The sequence below is a fragment of the Xylophilus sp. genome, from assembly GCA_009914555.1.
Taxonomy (GTDB): Bacteria; Pseudomonadota; Gammaproteobacteria; order Burkholderiales; family Burkholderiaceae_C; genus WNDY01.
Map to the genome: position 1 here is coordinate 1 of WNDY01000031.1, position 14,691 is coordinate 14,691.

Consider the following 14,691-nt stretch of genomic DNA (forward strand, 5'->3'; position numbering starts at 1 on the left):
AGGGGCTGAGCCATGGGTCCATGGGCCAACCGGGGGGGCCTCCGGCGGCCTGGCAGGGGCCTGATAGATCAACAGCCAGAAACCAGTTCACCAACCGCCTCACACACAGAAATACTGACAGCCCCCGCGCGAAGCCTGCTCCCACCCCGCTGGAAGCAGGTGCTCGACGACTTCCCATTCCGGTCGGCCTGACTCCAGTTCGTCCAGGCCCCACCAGTCCTCGGCCAATTGCACTTGCTCATCTTTCATAGGGCCGAAGTTTGCCACGACCCTAGTCATACCAGTTAGCGCTTATGAACAAACGCCCGCGTTCCGCACGGCCGCCCGAAGGGCCGTATACCCCAGCCGAAGGCGGGGGTGTTTCGGCAGGAACGGCGGGGTCGGCCCCGGCCGTCCGCAGCGTCGTCGCCGACGAGAACTCCGCCGGCCAGCGGCTCGACAACTTCCTGTTGCGCGAATTGAAGGGCGTGCCCAAGACGCATGTCTACCGCATCATCCGCAGCGGCGAAGTCCGCATCAACAAGGCCCGCGCCGCGGCCGACAGCCGGCTGGCCGAAGGCGACGTGGTGCGCGTGCCGCCGGTGCGCGTGGCCGAGCGGCCGGCCGGCAACGCGGCCGCGAACGCGCCGGCGCGCGAGTTCCCGCTGCTGCGCGAAGACGAGGTGCTGATCGCGCTCGACAAGCCCGCCGGCACGGCGGTGCACGGCGGCAGCGGCGTGAGCTCGGGCGTGATCGAGCAGCTGCGCCGTGCCCGGCCGGCAGCAAAGTTCCTCGAACTGGTGCACCGGCTCGACCGCGAGACCTCGGGCATCCTGCTGGTGGCCAAGAAGCGCTCGGCGCTCACCCATCTGCAGGACCAGTTCCGCGAGCGCGAGACCGGCAAGACCTACCTGGCCCTGGTCAGCGGCGCCTGGCCGGCCAAGCGCAAGGTGATCGACACGCCGCTGCACAAGTACCTGCTGCCCGACGGCGAGCGCCGCGTGCGCACCACCACGCCCGACGACCCCGACGGCATGCGCTCCATCACACTGGTGCGGGTGCGCTCGACCTTCGCCGCCGACGCGGCGCGGGGCCTGCCGGCGCTGTCGCTGCTGGAGGTGACGATCAAGACCGGCCGCACCCACCAGATCCGGGTGCACCTCGCCTCCTGCAGCCATCCGATCGCGGGCGACGACAAGTACGGCGACTTCGCGCTCAACCGCACGCTGGCGCAGCAGGGCCTGCGCCGCATGTTCCTGCATGCCTGGCGGCTACAGTTCAACCATCCCCGCAGCGGCGAGCGCATCGCGCTCGAAGCCGCGCTGCCCGACGAACTCCAGCGATTCCTTCCTGCCCATGGCTGATACCCCGCGCCGTTTCGACCTCATCGCCTTCGACTGGGACGGCACGCTCTACGACTCCACCGGCATCATCGTGCGCTGCATCCAGGAGGCGGTGCGCGACGTCGGCGGCGCCGTGCCGACCGAGCGCGCCGCCGCCTACGTGATCGGCATGAGCCTGCACCAGGCGCTGGCCCATGCGGCGCCCGACGTGCCGCCCGAGAAGTACCCGCAGCTCGGCCAGCGCTACCGCTTCCACTACGCGCGCCACCAGGACGACCTGAGCCTGTTTCCCGGCGTGCTGCCGCTGCTGGGCGACCTCAAGGCCCGCGGCTACCTGCTGGCCGTGGCCACGGGAAAAAGCCGGCGCGGCTTGAACGAAGTGCTCGGCTCGGTCGAGCTGCGCGGTGCCTTCGACGGCTCGCGCACCGCCGACGAGACGGCCGGCAAGCCGCATCCGCTGATGCTCCAGGAACTGCAGGCCGAGTTCGGCGTCGCGCCCGGGCGGCTGCTGATGGTCGGCGACACCACCCACGACCTGCAGATGGCCGCCAGCGCCGGCAGCCCGAGCGTCGGCGTGAGCTACGGCGCGCACGAGCCCGATGCCTTCCATGCCTATGCGCCGTTGGCCGTCGTGCATTCGGTGGCTGAGCTGCATGCGTGGCTGCGCGACAACGGCTGAGCGTACGCCAAGGAGCATCCACGCCATCGGCCGCTTGCGGCCTGCATGTCGCTGGCATACTGCCCATGGTTGCGGCCGAAGGCCGCCTTCCATCCGTTTTCGACCGTGCGGCCTGCGGCCGCGCCTGCCATGACCACACCGACGCCTCCCGAACCCCCCCACCACGAACCGCAGCCGCCCGACATCTGGGCCGAGGACGCTGCCGTGCCCGACGCCGGCCGGGCCTCCGCCGGCCCGCGTGCAGAGGCCGCCGCCGCAGCCGCCCGCGACGGCGCGTGGGAGCGCGCCACGCTCGAAAAGCTCGCCTTCGCCGCGCTGGCCGAGCAGCGCGCCGCGCGCCGCTGGCGCAACACGGTGCGCCTGGGCTGGCTGGTCTTCCTGGCCATCGTCGCCTGGGCCGTGCTGGGCCGCACTGCGCCAGCCACCGACAAGACCACGGCCCACACCGCCGTGATCGACGTCAAGGGCGAGATCGCCTCGGGCGCCGAGGCCAGCGCCGAATTCGTCGTGGCCGCCATGCGCACCGCCGTCGAGGACTCGGGCGCCCAGGCCGTCGTGCTGCTCATCAACTCGCCCGGCGGCAGCCCGGTGCAGGCGGGCATCATCAACGACGAGATCGTGCGCTTAAAGGCCAAGTACAAGAAGCCGGTCTACGCAGTGGTGGAGGAGTCCTGCACCTCGGCGGCCTACTACATCGCCTCGGCGGCCGACCAGATCTTCGTCGACAAGGCCAGCATCGTCGGCAGCATCGGCGTGCTGATGGACGGCTTCGGCTTCACCGGCGTGATGGACAAGCTCGGCATTGAGCGCCGCCTGCTCACCGCCGGCGAGAACAAGGGCTTCCTCGACCCGTTCTCGCCGCAGAACGAGCAGCAGCGCCAGTACGCGCTGACCATGCTCGGCCAGATCCACCGGCAGTTCATCGATGTGGTCAAAAAGGGCCGCGGCGCGCGCCTGAAGGAAACGCCCGAACTCTTCAGCGGCCTGTTCTGGACCGGCCAGCAGGCGGTGGAGATGGGCCTGGCCGACCACCTGGGCAACGTCGACTACGTCGCGCGCGAAGTCGTCAAGGCCGAGGAGATCGTCGACTACACCCGCCGCGACAACGTGGCCGAGCGCCTGGCCAAGAAGTTCGGCGCCGCAATGGGCGAGGGCTCGCTGCGCGCCCTGCGCAGTCTGCCGATCATCCACTAGGGGGTATGACCTTGAGCCCCGCGCAGAGCGGGCGCCTGGAAGTCGCAGGGTAGGGAGTATGCTGGTGGACGTCCTGACCCGCGCCGGGCTCGAACCCGGCGGCTTCCGGGCCAGCTTCGACAAGGTGCGCGCGGCCTCCGGCAGCTGCTCGCGCCCGCATGCCCCCGTCCGCGCCGGTCAATGCGGCTGTGCGCGGAATGGGTTGCGCAGGGTCAGCTGGCCCCGCACCCGCAGGCCGTCGTGCATGTCCTCGCTGTAGAGCGTGTCCGCATCGGCCAGCAGCGCGGCGGCCACGACCATCGCGTCATAGACCTGGAGCCGGTGCCGCTCGGCCAGCTGGCGGCCCAGGTCGTGGGTGGCTTCGGTCAAAGGCACCACCTCGCAGTTCGCGCGCACCAGCGCCAGCAAGGTATCCGTCTGCGGCCAGCTTGCGCGGAACTTGCGGGTCGAGACGTTGACGACTTCGTTGAGCACCTGGACGCTCACGATGCCGCCCGCCCGCAGCAGGGTATTGGCCCGGTCGGCCTTCGCGGTGTCGTTCGACACCAGATGCAGCAAGGTGTTGCTGTCGAAGAACGGCGAGCCCGTCATGGCTCGTCGTGGAGAGAGGGATCGCGCGCATTGGCTTCTGCGCGGTCGAACTTGAAGTCCGCAGGCATCAGGCCGCGCATCGCGCGCACGCGCGCCCACAGTTCCTCGACGTCGGGCTTCTTCTCCACAGACAGCGATCGCGTGCCTGCGACATGCAGGGCGATGTCGTCCCCGTCCTTCAGCTGCAGGGCCTGCACCACGGAGGCGGGCAGGCGCACGGCTAGGCTGTTGCCCCACTTGGCGACTTTCATAGATAGCGGACTCCTTCTGGATATACGGAAAGAAAATTGTATATCCTGTAGGGCGAACCCCATGCTCCAGCGGGGCCGGCCGCCGTCATCGGCTTCGCCGCGCGCGCTCTGGTGCCGAGATACGCCACGTATTCCGCACGCCGCCGTCAGCGAGCTGATGCTGGTGTTGATCGTCGGAGCCCTCGCATCCCCTGCTGCCCTGGTGGAAGTGGGGAGGGATGGTGGCAGGAGGCTTGTATCCGCCCGAAGGCCCGGCAGTTCAGCCGCGCGGCGGCGCCAGCGCCCGCCGCGCCGTCGCCGCCAGCACCACCGCGAACAGCACCACCAGCCACAGCCCGGTCGCCAGCGACGTGGCATGTGCCACGAAGCCGATGACCGGCGGCCCGGTCATGAAGCCCAGATAGCCCAGCGACGCGACCTGGGCGATGCCGTGCGCCGGCGGCACGCCCGGCACCTTCGATGCCGCGGCGAACAGCACCGGCACCACGTTGGCGAAACCCACGCCCACCAGCGCAAAGCCGGCCCGCGCCACCCACGGATGGCTGACCAGCAGCAGCACGGCCATCGCCGCGGCCGCCAGCGCCGCGCTGCCCCGCAGCAGCGTGGCCGGCGCCACGCGCGCACGGACTGGGTCGCCGACGAAGCGGGTCAGCGCCATCGCGGCCGAGAAGCTCGCATAGGCGAGCGCGGCCTGCTCCTGCGGGCTGCCGAGTTCCTGGTGCCGATACAACACGCTCCAGTCGTACATCGCGCCCTCGGCGATCAGGCCCAGGCCGGCCAGGCCGCCGAGCAGCAGAAGCGCGCCGCGCGGCAGGTGGAATCCGTGTGCGGCGGCTTCGTCGCCGGCGTGTTCGACCGGCGGCAGCAGGTGCCGGGCGACCAGGCCCATCGCCAGCAGCAGCACCGCGGCCACGCCGGCCAGATGCGCCTGCGGCCACCGCAGCAGCACGCCGCCGGCCAGCGCGCCGGCCATGCCGCCGATGCTGAACATGCCGTGGATGCCGCTCATCAGCGGGCGGCCGCGCCGCTCTTCGAGCGCCGACGCCTCGGCGTTGACGGCCACGTCGATCAGCCCGTTGGCTGCGCCGAACAGCACCAGCAGCCCGAACAGCGCCGCGGTGCCCGGCATCGCCAGCAGCAGCGCGAGGCCCAGGCACATGCCGGCGGCGCCGGCAACGATGACCGCGCGCGGCCCCCAGCGGCCGATCGCGCGGCCGGCCTGCGTCAGCCCGGCCAGCGAGCCGACCCCCGCGGCCAGCAGCGCGATGCCGAGGCCGGCTTCGTCCAGGCCGTAGCGCGCCCGCACGGTGGGTATGTGCACGCCCCAGGTGGCGAAGGCGAATCCGACGCAGAAGAACTGCGCCCGCGCCGCGTGGGTGGCGGCGCGGTCCCGCATGGATTCGCTCATCGTCCGATGGCGAACACCGCCGGTGTCGCGTTGTCGGGCGCGCCGGCGGCGGCGTCGCGCTTCCAGTCCTTGACGGTGGCGCTGCGCGTCGCCGCGGTCGGCAGCGTCAGGCCGTGGCTCACCGCGAGGCGGGTGTTGTGCTGGAGCGTGCCGAGCAGCGCCGCCAGCAGCGCGGCATTGCGGTAGGGCGTCTCGATGAAGAGCTGGGTCTGGCCGGTCTTGAGCGCCATCGATTCGAGTGCGCGGATGCGCGCGGCGCGCTCGGCTGCGTCCTGCGGCAGGTAGCCGACGAAGGCGAATTCCTGCCCGTTGAGCCCGCTCGCGGCCAGCGCCAGCAGCAGCGAGACCGGGCCGACCAGCGGCACGACGGCCAGCCCCAGGTCGTGTGCGGCGCGCACCACCGAGGCGCCGGGGTCGGCCACGGCCGGCATGCCGGCTTCGCTGACCAGGCCGACGTCGTGGCCGGCCAGCGCCGGGGCGAGCAGCGGCCGGGCGTCGAAGCTGCCGGCCTGGTGGTCGCCCTTCTTGTGCACGGCGCGCGGCAGCTCGGTGATCTGCTGCTCCTGGATCGGCGCGGCCAGCGGGAGCAGCGCGTCGATGCGCTTTAAATAGGCGCGGGTGGTCCTGGCGTTCTCGGCGATCCAGTGGGTCAGCCGGGCCGCCGTGCGCAGGGTGGCGTCGGGCAGGGCGTCGGCCAGCGGCGCCTGCGCGGCACAGCCGAAGTCGAGCGGCGCGGGAACGAGAAGGAGCCTGCCGTGCGGAGGGTCGGATTGGGTCATGGGGGGTATAGGCCGGTAGCCGGCAAAATACGCGCGCTTCAGGAACTCAGGTGGGGGGTATATTCAGAGCAGGTCGATCCCGGCCTGCCGCAGCAGCCGGCAGGTGCGGATCAGCGGCAGGCCGATCAGCGCGGTCGGGTCGTCGTTGTCGATCGCGTCGAGCAGGGCGATGCCCAGGCCCTCGCTCTTGGCGCTGCCGGCGCAGTCGTAAGGCTGTTCGGCGCGCAGGTAGCGCTCGATCGCGTCGTCGCCCAGGTCGCGCAAGCGCACCCGCACGGCGGCCAGATCCTGCGCCGCGAAGCCGGTGGCATGGCAGACGACAGCCACGGCGGTCTGGAACACGACGGTTTGGCCGCGCATGCGGCGCAGTTGCGCCACGGCGCGTGCGTGCGTGCCCGGTTTGCCCAGGGGCTCGCCGTCGAGGTCGGCCACCTGGTCGGAGCCGATCACTATCGCCTCGGGAAAGCGCGCCGCCACGGCATGCGCCTTGGCCAGTGCCAGCCGCGCGGCCAGGGCGGCGGGCGCCTCGCCGGGCGCGGGGGTTTCGTCGACCTCCGGGCCGGCGACGTCGAAGGGCAGGCCGAGGCGGGCCAGCAGCTCGCGGCGGTAGCGCGAGGTCGAGCCCAGCACCAGCGGGCGATTCGGGGGGAGCGTTGCGGTCATTCGCCGATTCTCGCCGCTGCCGCCGTACACTGAACGGGATGAGTGCCTCCGAGACCGATCCCGTCCGCCTGGACATCCAGGCCTTCATCCGCAACGGCCGCCATGCCGAGGGCGTGGCGCCGCTGGCCCGTTTCACCCGCCTGGCCGAAGACCTGGAGTCCAGCGCCGATCCGCAGCCGGTGCGCTGGAGCGCCGCCGGCCGGTCGCTGCCGGTGACCGGCGGCGAGCCCGAATCCTGGCTGCGCCTGCATGTCGAGGCCGTGCTGCCGCTGACCTGCCAACGCTGCCTGGGTCCGGTCGATGTGCCGGTCGTGATCGACCGCGACTTCCGCTTCGTCGCCACCGAGGAGCAGGCCCTGGCCGAGGACGACGACACCGACGACGAACTGCTGGTGCTCTCGCGCGAATTCAACCTGCTCGACCTGATCGAGGACGAGCTGATTCTGGACCTGCCGGCCGTGCCGCGCCACGACGTCTGCCCGGTGCCGGTCAGGCTCTCGGTCGAGGATGCGGACTTTGCCCAGGCCGAGGCCGAGCAGCCCCATCCGTTCGCCGGCCTGGCCGCGCTGCGCGGCAGGAAGGACAGCGGTTCCTGACGCGAGGTGTTTGCTCGCCCATGACGTTGGGTTAGAATCGAGGGCTTCGCGCGTTGAACCCAGGGGGCCTGCAGCCCCGCCAGTGTCTGAATGACGGGGCCGAAGCGTGTTTTCATCCATCCGCGTCACGGCCCGGCCGTGGCGTTCGTAGCGACCCATTCCAGGAGCCGACCATGGCAGTTCAGCAAAACAAGAAGTCCCCGTCCAAGCGCGGCCACCACCGCTCGCACAACGCACTGAATGTGCCCGGCATCGCCGTGGAGCCCACCACCGGTGAAGTGCACCTGCGCCACCACGTCAGCCCCAACGGTTTCTACCGTGGCCGCCAGGTGCTGAAGAACAAGTCCGAAGCCTGATCCTTCGCGCCTTGCAGCGCAGACCGGAGGCCCGGCGCTACATCACTGGTAGCACGGGCCTTTCGTTTTGGATGATCGACTCGCTCGCTCCTTTGCCGCTCCCGCCTTCCGCATGACCACACTGGCAGTCGACTGCATGGGGGGAGACCACGGCCCCCGCGTCACGCTCGCGGCCTGCCGCGCGTTCCTCGAGCACCACCCGGATGCCTCGCTGCTGCTCGTCGGCCGTCCCGCCGACCTGCAGGGCCTGGCGCATCCGCGCGCCCGCGTGGTCGAGGCCACCGAGGTGGTGGTCATGGACGACGCGGTCGAGGTCGCCCTGCGGCGCAAGAAGGATTCGTCCATGCGCGTGGCGATCCAGCAGGTCAAGGACGGCGCGGCCGACGTGGCCGTCTCCGCCGGCAACACCGGCGCGCTGATGGCCATCGCCCGCTACCTGCTCAAGACGCTCGACGGCATCGACCGCCCGGCCATCGCCTACCCGCTGCCCAACGCCCGGGGCAAGGCCACGACCGTGCTCGACCTGGGCGCCAACGTGGACTGCACCGAGCACCACCTGCTGCAGTTCGCCGTCATGGGCTCGGCCCTGGTCGCGGCCCTGGCCAACGACGACCGCAACCCGACCGTGGGTCTGCTCAACATCGGCGAGGAGGTCATCAAGGGCAACGAAGTCATCAAGCGCGCCGGCGAACTGCTGCGCGCTGCCGCCGCGGCCGGCGATCTGAACTTCCACGGCAACGTGGAGGGCAACGACATCTTCGAGGGCACGACCGACCTCGTGGTCTGCGACGGCTTCGTCGGCAACGTGGCGCTCAAGACCAGCGAGGGGCTGGCCGGCATGATCGCGGGCTTCCTGCGCCAGGAGTTCTCGCGCAACTTCCTCACGAAGATCGCCGCAGCCATCACCTGGCCGGTGCTGTCGGCCATCAAGAACCGCATCGACTACCGCCGCTACAACGGCGCGGCGCTGCTCGGCCTGCGCGGCCTGGTGTTCAAGAGCCACGGCTCGGCCGACGAAGTGGCCTTCGAGCAGGCATTGATGCGCGCGTATGATGCGGCCCGCAACCACCTGCTCGACCGCGTCCAGGCCCGCATCGCCCACGCCGCACCCCTCCTGGTGCCCGCGGCGACTGCCCGCCCGCCGGAGGCGGCGGCGACGGCAACAACGATTTGATGAGACGCTACTCCCGCATCACCGGCACCGGCAGCTACCTGCCGCCGCGCCGCCTGACCAACGACGACCTCGCCGCCGACCTCGCCAGCCGCGGCATCGAGACGTCCGACGCCTGGATCACCGAGCGCACCGGCATCCGCGCCCGCCACTTCGCCGCGCCCGAGGTCGCCAGCAGCGACCTGGCGCTCGAAGCCTCGCGCGCCGCGCTCGAAGCCGCCGGCGTCGCGCCGCAGCAGATCGACCTGATCATCGTGGCGACCAGCACACCCGACATGGTGTTCCCCTCGACCGCCTGCATCCTGCAGGACAAGCTCGGCGCCAACGGCTGCCCGGCGTTCGACGTGCAGGCCGTGTGCAGCGGCTTCGTCTACGCGCTGGCCGTGGCCGACGCGATGATCCAGGCCGGCACCGCCAGCCGGGCGCTGGTCGTGGGTTCCGAAGTGTTCTCGCGCATCCTCGACTTCGACGACCGCACCACCTGCGTGCTGTTCGGCGATGGCGCCGGCGCCGTGGTGCTGCAAGCCAGCGACACGCCGGGCATCCTCGCGACCGACCTGCATGCCGACGGCAGGCACGTCGGCATCCTCTGCGTGCCCGGCAACGTCTCGGGCGGCCGCGTGCTCGGCGACCCGCTGCTCAAGATGGACGGCCAGGCCGTCTTCAAGCTCGCCGTCGGCGTGCTGGAGAAGGCCGCGCGCGCCACGCTGGAGAAGGCCGGCCGCACCGATGCCGACATCGACCTGCTGATCCCGCACCAGGCCAACCTGCGCATCATGCAGAGCACGGCCCGCAAGCTCAAGCTGCCGGCCGAGAAGCTCTTCGTCACCGTCGACCAGCACGGCAACACGTCCGCCGCCTCGATCCCGCTCGCGCTGGACGCCGCCGTGCGCGGCGGCCGCGCCAGGCCGGGCGACACGCTGCTGCTCGAAGGCGTGGGCGGCGGCTTCACCTGGGGCGCGGTGCTGCTCGATCTGTAGGTGGCACGCCGCCTGAACCCGTCACCGCCCGCCCGGTGCAGCGCGCGCCGGGCCGTTCCAACCTGAGTTTTCCCATGACCGCCACGCCTGCATTCGCTTTCGTATTCCCCGGCCAGGGCTCCCAGTCGGTTGGCATGCTCGACGCCTGGGGCGACCATCCGGTCGTCGCCGAGACGCTGCGCGAAGCCTCCGACGCGCTCGGCGAAGACGTCGCCAGACTGATCCACGAAGGTCCGAAGGAAACGCTCGCGCTCACGACCAACACCCAGCCGGTCATGCTCGTCGCCGGTGTTGCTGCATACAGGGTATGGATTGCTTCGGGAGCGCCCGTGCCAAGCGCGCTGGCAGGGCATTCTCTTGGGGAGTATTCCGCGCTCGTCGCTTCGGGCGTGCTCACGCTGACCGACGCCGCGCCGCTGGTGCGCTTCCGCGCCGCCGCCATGCAGGAAGCCGTGCCGGTCGGGCAGGGCGCGATGGCCGCCAGCCTGGGCCTGGACGCCGGGCGCGTGCGCGCCATCGCCGCCGAGGTGACGGCCGAGCTCGGCGGCGACGAAGTCGTCGAGGCCGTCAACTTCAACGATCCGGCGCAGACCGTCATCGCCGGCAGCAAGGCCGCCGTCGAGCGCGCCAGCGAGGCGCTCAAGGCCGCGGGCGCCAAGCGCGCGCTGCCGCTGCCGGTGTCTGCGCCCTTCCATTCGAGTCTGATGCGCCCGGCCGCCGACCGGCTGCGCGAGAAGCTGGAGGCGGTCGCCTTCGCCACGCCGCGGATCCCGGTGGTCAACAACATCGACGTGGCCGTCGAGACCGAGCCGGCCCGCATCCGCGACGCGCTCTACCGCCAGGCCTTCGGCCCGGTGCGCTGGGTCGAGGGCGTGCAGGCCATCAAGGCCCGCGGCATCGGCACCCTCGTCGAGGCCGGCCCGGGCAAGGTGCTGGCAGGCCTGACCCGCCGCATCGACGCCGAGCTGACCGGCCTGCCGCTGTTCGATCCGGCCAGCCTCGCCGAAGTGAAGAAGACCCTGGGCCTGGAATAGAAACACACCATGAGCAACGTCCCCGCATTCGAAGGCCAGATCGCGCTGGTCACCGGCGCCTCGCGCGGCATTGGCGCATCCATCGCGCTCGAACTGGCCCGCCGCGGCCTGACCGTGATCGGCACCGCCACCACCGACGAGGGTGCCGGGCGCATCACCCAGGCGCTGGCGGCCGCCGGTGCACTCCACGCGAACTCCCGCAGCCGCGGCGCCAGGCTCGACGTGACCGATGCTGCGGCTTCGGACGCGCTGGTCGACGCCATCGTCAAGGAGCACGGTGCGCTGCAGGTGCTGGTCAACAACGCCGGCATCACCCGCGACAACCTGGCCATGCGCCTCAAGGACGACGACTGGGATGCCGTGCTCGACACCAACCTGCGTGCCGTCTTCCGCCTCTCCCGCGCCGTCATCCGTCCGATGATGAAGCAGCGCTACGGCCGCATCCTCAGCATCACCAGCGTGGTGGGCGCCTCCGGCAACCCCGGCCAGTCCAACTACGCCGCCGCCAAGGCCGGCGTGGCCGGCCTCACCCGCGCCCTGGCGCGCGAACTGGGCAGCCGCAACATCACCGTCAACTGCGTGGCCCCCGGCTTCATCGAGACCGACATGACCGCCAGCCTGCCCGAGGAGCAGCAGAAGGCCCTGCTGGGCCAGATCGCGCTGGGCCACCTGGGCAAGCCGTCGGACATCGCCCACGCCGTGGCCTACCTCGCATCGCCGCAGGCCGGCTACGTGACGGGGCAGGAACTGCACGTCAACGGCGGCATGTACATGTAAAACAGAGCGCCGGCCCCTCAGCAGGGCCGGTGCTCGACCGTTCCGTCCGCACGGCCGGCCGGGTTGGGGCGTCATGCCCGCCCGGCTAGAATCGCGGATTCATTCACAACCCCCAGAGGGAAACCATGAGCGATATCGAAGCACGCGTCAAAAAGATCATTGCCGAACAACTCGGCGTCGAAGAGTCCCAGGTCACCAATGAAAAGGCCTTCGTGGCCGACCTCGGCGCCGACTCGCTCGACACCGTGGAACTGGTGATGGCTCTGGAAGACGAGTTCGGCATCGAGATCCCCGACGAGGACGCCGAGAAGATCACCACGGTGCAGAACGCGATCGACTACGCGAACACGCACCAGAAGGCCTGAGGCGCTGCCGCGCCTCCCCGCCTTGCTGCTTGCTTGAGAAAGAAAGAAGGTTTTAGCGCATGAGCCGTCGCCGCGTCGTTGTGACCGGTCTGGGTTGCATCAGTCCCGTGGGCAACACGGTGGCCGACTCCTGGACCCATCTGCTTGCCGGCCGATCCGGCATCGACCTCATCACCCAGTTCGATGCGGGCAGCTTCGCCTGCAAGTTCGCTGGCGAGGTCAAGGGCTTCGACATCGGGGACTACCTGCCCGAGAAGGAAGCGCGGCACATGGACCGGTTCATCCACCTCGGGTACGCCGCCGCCGTCCAGGCCGTGGCCGACAGCGGGCTCGCCACGGGCGACGCGCTGGGCGAGGAGGAATCCACGCGCATCGGCGTCAACATCGGCTCGGGCATCGGCGGCCTGCCAATGATCGAGGCCACGCACGCGGAATACGCCAGCCGCGGCGCACGCCGGATCTCGCCTTTCTTCGTTCCGGCCTCGATCATCAACATGATTTCGGGCCACGTGTCGATCCGCTTCGGCTTCAAGGGGCCGAACATCGCCGTGGTCACCGCCTGCACCACCGGCCTGCATGCCATCGGCCTCTCCGCCCGCCTGATCGAGTCGGGCGATGCCGACGTGATGGTCGCCGGCGGCGCCGAATCGACCGTCTCTCCGCTCGGCGTGGGCGGCTTCACGGCGCCGCGCGCGCTGTCGACCCGCAACGACGACCCCAAGACCGCCTCGCGCCCCTGGGACAAGGACCGCGACGGCTTCGTGCTCGGCGAAGGCGCCGGCGTGCTGGTGCTGGAAGAGTATGAGCATGCCAAGGCCCGCGGCGCGCGCATCTATGCTGAGATCTCCGGCTTCGGCATGAGCGGCGACGCTTACCACGTCACCGCGCCGGACGTATTCGGTCCGAGCCGCTCGATGAGCAACGCGCTGCGCAATGCCGGCGTGAACCCCGAGGAGGTCTCGTACCTGAACGCCCACGGCACCTCCACGCAGCTGGGCGACCTGAACGAGACCAACGCGATCAAGCGTGCGTTCGGCGACCATGCCACGAAGCTCGTGGTCAACAGCACCAAGTCGATGACTGGCCACCTGCTGGGCGGCGCCGGCGGCATCGAGTCGGTTTTCACCACGCTGGCGGTCTACCACCAGAAGAGCCCGCCTACCATCAACATCTTCAACCAGGACCCGGAGTGCGACCTGGACTACTGCGCCAACGAGGCGCGCGACCTGAAGATCGACGTGGCGGTGAAGAACAACTTCGGCTTCGGCGGCACGAACGGAACCCTGGTGTTCCGTCGGCTGACCTGAGCGTCCGGAGCCATCCCCCTGGGCGCCGCGTCTGACGGAGTCCACCCGACCGGGCCACCGGCGGTGCAGTTCCCGGTCGGGCGCCCGGCAGCCGTGCTGCTCATCGGCAGCGTGGCTGTCCTGGCCGGCGCGGCCACCCTGACCGCCTGGAGCCTGCTGGCGCAGCAGCCTGGCTGGCGGCATGCCGCCGGATGGCTGACCTGGGCGATCGGCTTGGCATGGTGGCTCGCGGCTTGGCGCCGCAGCCCGCGCGGCCAGTTGGCCTGGACAGGCGCGCAGTGGCGTTGGCAGCCCGGTTCCATGCCCGCTGGCGAGTCCGCCGGCCAGTTGGCGGTCCGTCTGGATGCGCAGCGTTTTCTTCTCGCAGCCTGGCAGCCGCTGGACGGCGGGGGGCCGGCTTGCTGGTTTTGGCTGGAGCGCCGCTCCGATCCGGGGCGCTGGCCTGACCTGCGGCGTGCGGTATATTCGCCCGCCCGCGCGGATGGGATGGCGCCCTGAATCATCCCTCCGGCGGCGCCGGCCACGCGCTCGCCCAACCATGAACGCCCCCGTCCCGCCATCGCCGCCCTCGGCCGCCGACAGCGACCTCCAGTTGGTCGAGCGCACGGTTGCGGGCGACCAGCGCGCCTTCGAGTTGCTGGTGGTCAAGTACCAGCGGCGCATCGAGCGGCTCATCGGCCGCATGGTGCGCGACGCCGACCTGGTGGAGGACATCGCCCAGGAAACCTTCATCCGGGCCTACCGCGCGCTGCACCAGTTCCGCGGCGATGCCCAGTTCTATACCTGGCTCTACCGCATCGCCGTCAATACCGCCAAGAAGGCATTGGTCGAGCTGCGGCGCGACCCGGTGATTTCCGAAAACGCCCTGCGCGGCGCAAACGATGAAGATGATGAAACTTCCTTGTGGGCAAACGAACTAACGAGCGAGGAAACCCCCGAAACCGTGCTGGCCGCCCAGGAGATCGCCGCGGCGGTCAACGCGGCGATGGAGGCTCTGCCCGAGGATCTGCGGCAGGCCGTCACGCTGCGCGAGATCGAAGGGCTGACCTACGAAGAGATCGCCGAGGCCATGAACTGTCCCATCGGCACCGTGCGATCACGCATTTTTCGGGCCCGCGAAGCCATTTCGGCGCGGGTCAAGCCCCTGCTGGAAAACCGCATGGGCAAGCGCTGGTGAGGCAAGGTGATGCAGCAGCCAATGGATGATGAAGTCGAATC

Annotated in this window: 18 protein-coding genes; 13 read left to right on the forward strand and 5 right to left on the reverse strand. The window is 70.3% G+C overall.

All coding sequences use genetic code 11. The annotated features are described in order from the left end of the window. Window positions 1–293: 293 nt before the first annotated feature. The 3 genes from GAK38_RS14065 (at window position 294) to GAK38_RS14075 (ending at window position 3,195) form a co-directional block, all read left to right on the forward strand. On the forward strand, window positions 294–1,343 hold the full coding sequence (locus GAK38_RS14065) for an RluA family pseudouridine synthase (RefSeq protein WP_325345113.1): 1,050 nt from the start codon (window positions 294–296) through the stop codon (window positions 1,341–1,343). Continuing rightward, window positions 1,336–2,001, forward strand: coding sequence for an HAD-IA family hydrolase (locus GAK38_RS14070; protein WP_325345115.1), 666 nt, complete (start codon window positions 1,336–1,338; stop codon window positions 1,999–2,001). Before GAK38_RS14065 ends, GAK38_RS14070 begins: the two co-directional genes overlap by 8 nt. Window positions 2,002–2,130: 129 nt before the next feature. Then, the gene (locus GAK38_RS14075) at window positions 2,131–3,195 is read left to right on the forward strand and encodes a S49 family peptidase (RefSeq protein ID WP_325345117.1); all 1,065 of its coding nucleotides are present in this window, start codon (window positions 2,131–2,133) and stop codon (window positions 3,193–3,195) included. A gap of 177 nt (window positions 3,196–3,372) precedes the next feature. On the opposite strand, the gene GAK38_RS14080 is transcribed toward GAK38_RS14075, so the two are convergent. The 5 genes from GAK38_RS14080 to GAK38_RS14100 all read right to left on the reverse strand — a co-directional run bounded on the left by GAK38_RS14080 (window position 3,373) and on the right by GAK38_RS14100 (window position 6,887). Next, on the reverse strand, window positions 3,373–3,786 hold the full coding sequence (locus tag GAK38_RS14080) for a PIN domain-containing protein (RefSeq protein WP_325345119.1): 414 nt from the start codon (window positions 3,784–3,786) through the stop codon (window positions 3,373–3,375). Further along, the gene (locus tag GAK38_RS14085) at window positions 3,783–4,037 is read right to left on the reverse strand and encodes an AbrB/MazE/SpoVT family DNA-binding domain-containing protein (RefSeq protein WP_325345121.1); all 255 of its coding nucleotides are present in this window, start codon (window positions 4,035–4,037) and stop codon (window positions 3,783–3,785) included. Before GAK38_RS14085 ends, GAK38_RS14080 begins: the two co-directional genes overlap by 4 nt. 259 nt (window positions 4,038–4,296) lie before the next feature. Beyond that, entirely contained in the window at window positions 4,297–5,445 is a 1,149-nt protein-coding gene (locus GAK38_RS14090; RefSeq protein ID WP_325345123.1) for an MFS transporter, read from the reverse strand. Then, on the reverse strand, window positions 5,442–6,224 hold the full coding sequence (locus tag GAK38_RS14095) for an SAM-dependent methyltransferase (protein WP_325345125.1): 783 nt from the start codon (window positions 6,222–6,224) through the stop codon (window positions 5,442–5,444). Before GAK38_RS14095 ends, GAK38_RS14090 begins: the two co-directional genes overlap by 4 nt. Window positions 6,225–6,287: 63 nt before the next feature. After that, window positions 6,288–6,887: a Maf family nucleotide pyrophosphatase gene (locus GAK38_RS14100; protein ID WP_325345126.1), complete on the reverse strand. Its 600-nt coding sequence runs from the start codon at window positions 6,885–6,887 to the stop codon at window positions 6,288–6,290. A 38-nt stretch (window positions 6,888–6,925) separates the two neighbouring features. On the opposite strand from GAK38_RS14100, the gene GAK38_RS14105 reads away from it, so the two are divergent. The 10 genes from GAK38_RS14105 (at window position 6,926) to rpoE (ending at window position 14,650) form a co-directional block, all read left to right on the forward strand. Continuing rightward, window positions 6,926–7,483, forward strand: coding sequence for a YceD family protein (locus GAK38_RS14105; RefSeq protein WP_325345127.1), 558 nt, complete (start codon window positions 6,926–6,928; stop codon window positions 7,481–7,483). A 173-nt stretch (window positions 7,484–7,656) separates the two neighbouring features. After that, window positions 7,657–7,839, forward strand: coding sequence for a 50S ribosomal protein L32 (rpmF, locus tag GAK38_RS14110; RefSeq protein WP_325345129.1), 183 nt, complete (start codon window positions 7,657–7,659; stop codon window positions 7,837–7,839). 112 nt (window positions 7,840–7,951) lie between these two features. Then, on the forward strand, window positions 7,952–9,013 hold the full coding sequence (plsX, locus tag GAK38_RS14115; RefSeq protein WP_325345131.1) for a phosphate acyltransferase PlsX: 1,062 nt from the start codon (window positions 7,952–7,954) through the stop codon (window positions 9,011–9,013). Next, window positions 9,013–9,990, forward strand: a complete 978-nt coding sequence (locus GAK38_RS14120) for a beta-ketoacyl-ACP synthase III (RefSeq protein ID WP_325345133.1) — start codon at window positions 9,013–9,015, stop codon at window positions 9,988–9,990. The genes plsX and GAK38_RS14120 overlap by 1 nt, the downstream gene beginning before the upstream one ends. A 74-nt stretch (window positions 9,991–10,064) precedes the next feature. Then, window positions 10,065–11,024 carry an ACP S-malonyltransferase gene (gene fabD, locus GAK38_RS14125; protein ID WP_325345135.1) on the forward strand — a complete coding sequence of 320 codons (960 nt, stop codon included), beginning with the start codon at window positions 10,065–10,067 and terminating at the stop codon, window positions 11,022–11,024. A gap of 9 nt (window positions 11,025–11,033) precedes the next feature. Beyond that, window positions 11,034–11,801 (forward strand): 3-oxoacyl-ACP reductase FabG, encoded by a 768-nt coding sequence (fabG, locus tag GAK38_RS14130; RefSeq protein ID WP_325345137.1) that lies wholly within the window; start codon window positions 11,034–11,036, stop codon window positions 11,799–11,801. A 125-nt stretch (window positions 11,802–11,926) separates the two neighbouring features. After that, the gene (gene acpP, locus GAK38_RS14135; protein ID WP_003058049.1) at window positions 11,927–12,166 is read left to right on the forward strand and encodes an acyl carrier protein; all 240 of its coding nucleotides are present in this window, start codon (window positions 11,927–11,929) and stop codon (window positions 12,164–12,166) included. Between the two features lie 59 nt (window positions 12,167–12,225). Continuing rightward, a complete protein-coding gene (gene fabF / locus GAK38_RS14140) occupies window positions 12,226–13,473 on the forward strand; it encodes a beta-ketoacyl-ACP synthase II (RefSeq protein ID WP_325345139.1) in 1,248 nt (415 codons plus the stop codon). Window positions 13,474–13,566: 93 nt separating this feature from the next. Further along, the gene (locus GAK38_RS14145) at window positions 13,567–13,971 is read left to right on the forward strand and encodes a hypothetical protein (RefSeq protein ID WP_325345141.1); all 405 of its coding nucleotides are present in this window, start codon (window positions 13,567–13,569) and stop codon (window positions 13,969–13,971) included. A gap of 40 nt (window positions 13,972–14,011) precedes the next feature. Continuing rightward, a complete protein-coding gene (rpoE, locus tag GAK38_RS14150; RefSeq protein ID WP_325345142.1) occupies window positions 14,012–14,650 on the forward strand; it encodes an RNA polymerase sigma factor RpoE in 639 nt (212 codons plus the stop codon). Window positions 14,651–14,691: the final 41 nt, after the last annotated feature.

What these genes read in the sequence shown, in the direction of transcription:
- fabG (WP_325345137.1), top strand. Translation starts at nt 11,034, where the DNA reads ATGAGCAACGTCCCCGCATTCGAAGGCCAGATCGCGCTGGTCACCGGC.
- GAK38_RS14085 (WP_325345121.1), bottom strand. Translation starts at nt 4,037, where the DNA reads ATGAAAGTCGCCAAGTGGGGCAACAGCCTAGCCGTGCGCCTGCCCGCC.
- GAK38_RS14090 (WP_325345123.1), bottom strand. Translation starts at nt 5,445, where the DNA reads ATGAGCGAATCCATGCGGGACCGCGCCGCCACCCACGCGGCGCGGGCG.
- GAK38_RS14105 (WP_325345127.1), top strand. Translation starts at nt 6,926, where the DNA reads ATGAGTGCCTCCGAGACCGATCCCGTCCGCCTGGACATCCAGGCCTTC.
- GAK38_RS14065 (WP_325345113.1), top strand. Translation starts at nt 294, where the DNA reads ATGAACAAACGCCCGCGTTCCGCACGGCCGCCCGAAGGGCCGTATACC.
- GAK38_RS14070 (WP_325345115.1), top strand. Translation starts at nt 1,336, where the DNA reads ATGGCTGATACCCCGCGCCGTTTCGACCTCATCGCCTTCGACTGGGAC.
- GAK38_RS14095 (WP_325345125.1), bottom strand. Translation starts at nt 6,224, where the DNA reads ATGACCCAATCCGACCCTCCGCACGGCAGGCTCCTTCTCGTTCCCGCG.
- plsX (WP_325345131.1), top strand. Translation starts at nt 7,952, where the DNA reads ATGACCACACTGGCAGTCGACTGCATGGGGGGAGACCACGGCCCCCGC.
- fabD (WP_325345135.1), top strand. Translation starts at nt 10,065, where the DNA reads ATGACCGCCACGCCTGCATTCGCTTTCGTATTCCCCGGCCAGGGCTCC.
- rpoE (WP_325345142.1), top strand. Translation starts at nt 14,012, where the DNA reads ATGAACGCCCCCGTCCCGCCATCGCCGCCCTCGGCCGCCGACAGCGAC.
- fabF (WP_325345139.1), top strand. Translation starts at nt 12,226, where the DNA reads ATGAGCCGTCGCCGCGTCGTTGTGACCGGTCTGGGTTGCATCAGTCCC.
- GAK38_RS14100 (WP_325345126.1), bottom strand. Translation starts at nt 6,887, where the DNA reads ATGACCGCAACGCTCCCCCCGAATCGCCCGCTGGTGCTGGGCTCGACC.
- acpP (WP_003058049.1), top strand. Translation starts at nt 11,927, where the DNA reads ATGAGCGATATCGAAGCACGCGTCAAAAAGATCATTGCCGAACAACTC.
- GAK38_RS14075 (WP_325345117.1), top strand. Translation starts at nt 2,131, where the DNA reads ATGACCACACCGACGCCTCCCGAACCCCCCCACCACGAACCGCAGCCG.
- rpmF (WP_325345129.1), top strand. Translation starts at nt 7,657, where the DNA reads ATGGCAGTTCAGCAAAACAAGAAGTCCCCGTCCAAGCGCGGCCACCAC.
- GAK38_RS14120 (WP_325345133.1), top strand. Translation starts at nt 9,013, where the DNA reads ATGAGACGCTACTCCCGCATCACCGGCACCGGCAGCTACCTGCCGCCG.
- GAK38_RS14080 (WP_325345119.1), bottom strand. Translation starts at nt 3,786, where the DNA reads ATGACGGGCTCGCCGTTCTTCGACAGCAACACCTTGCTGCATCTGGTG.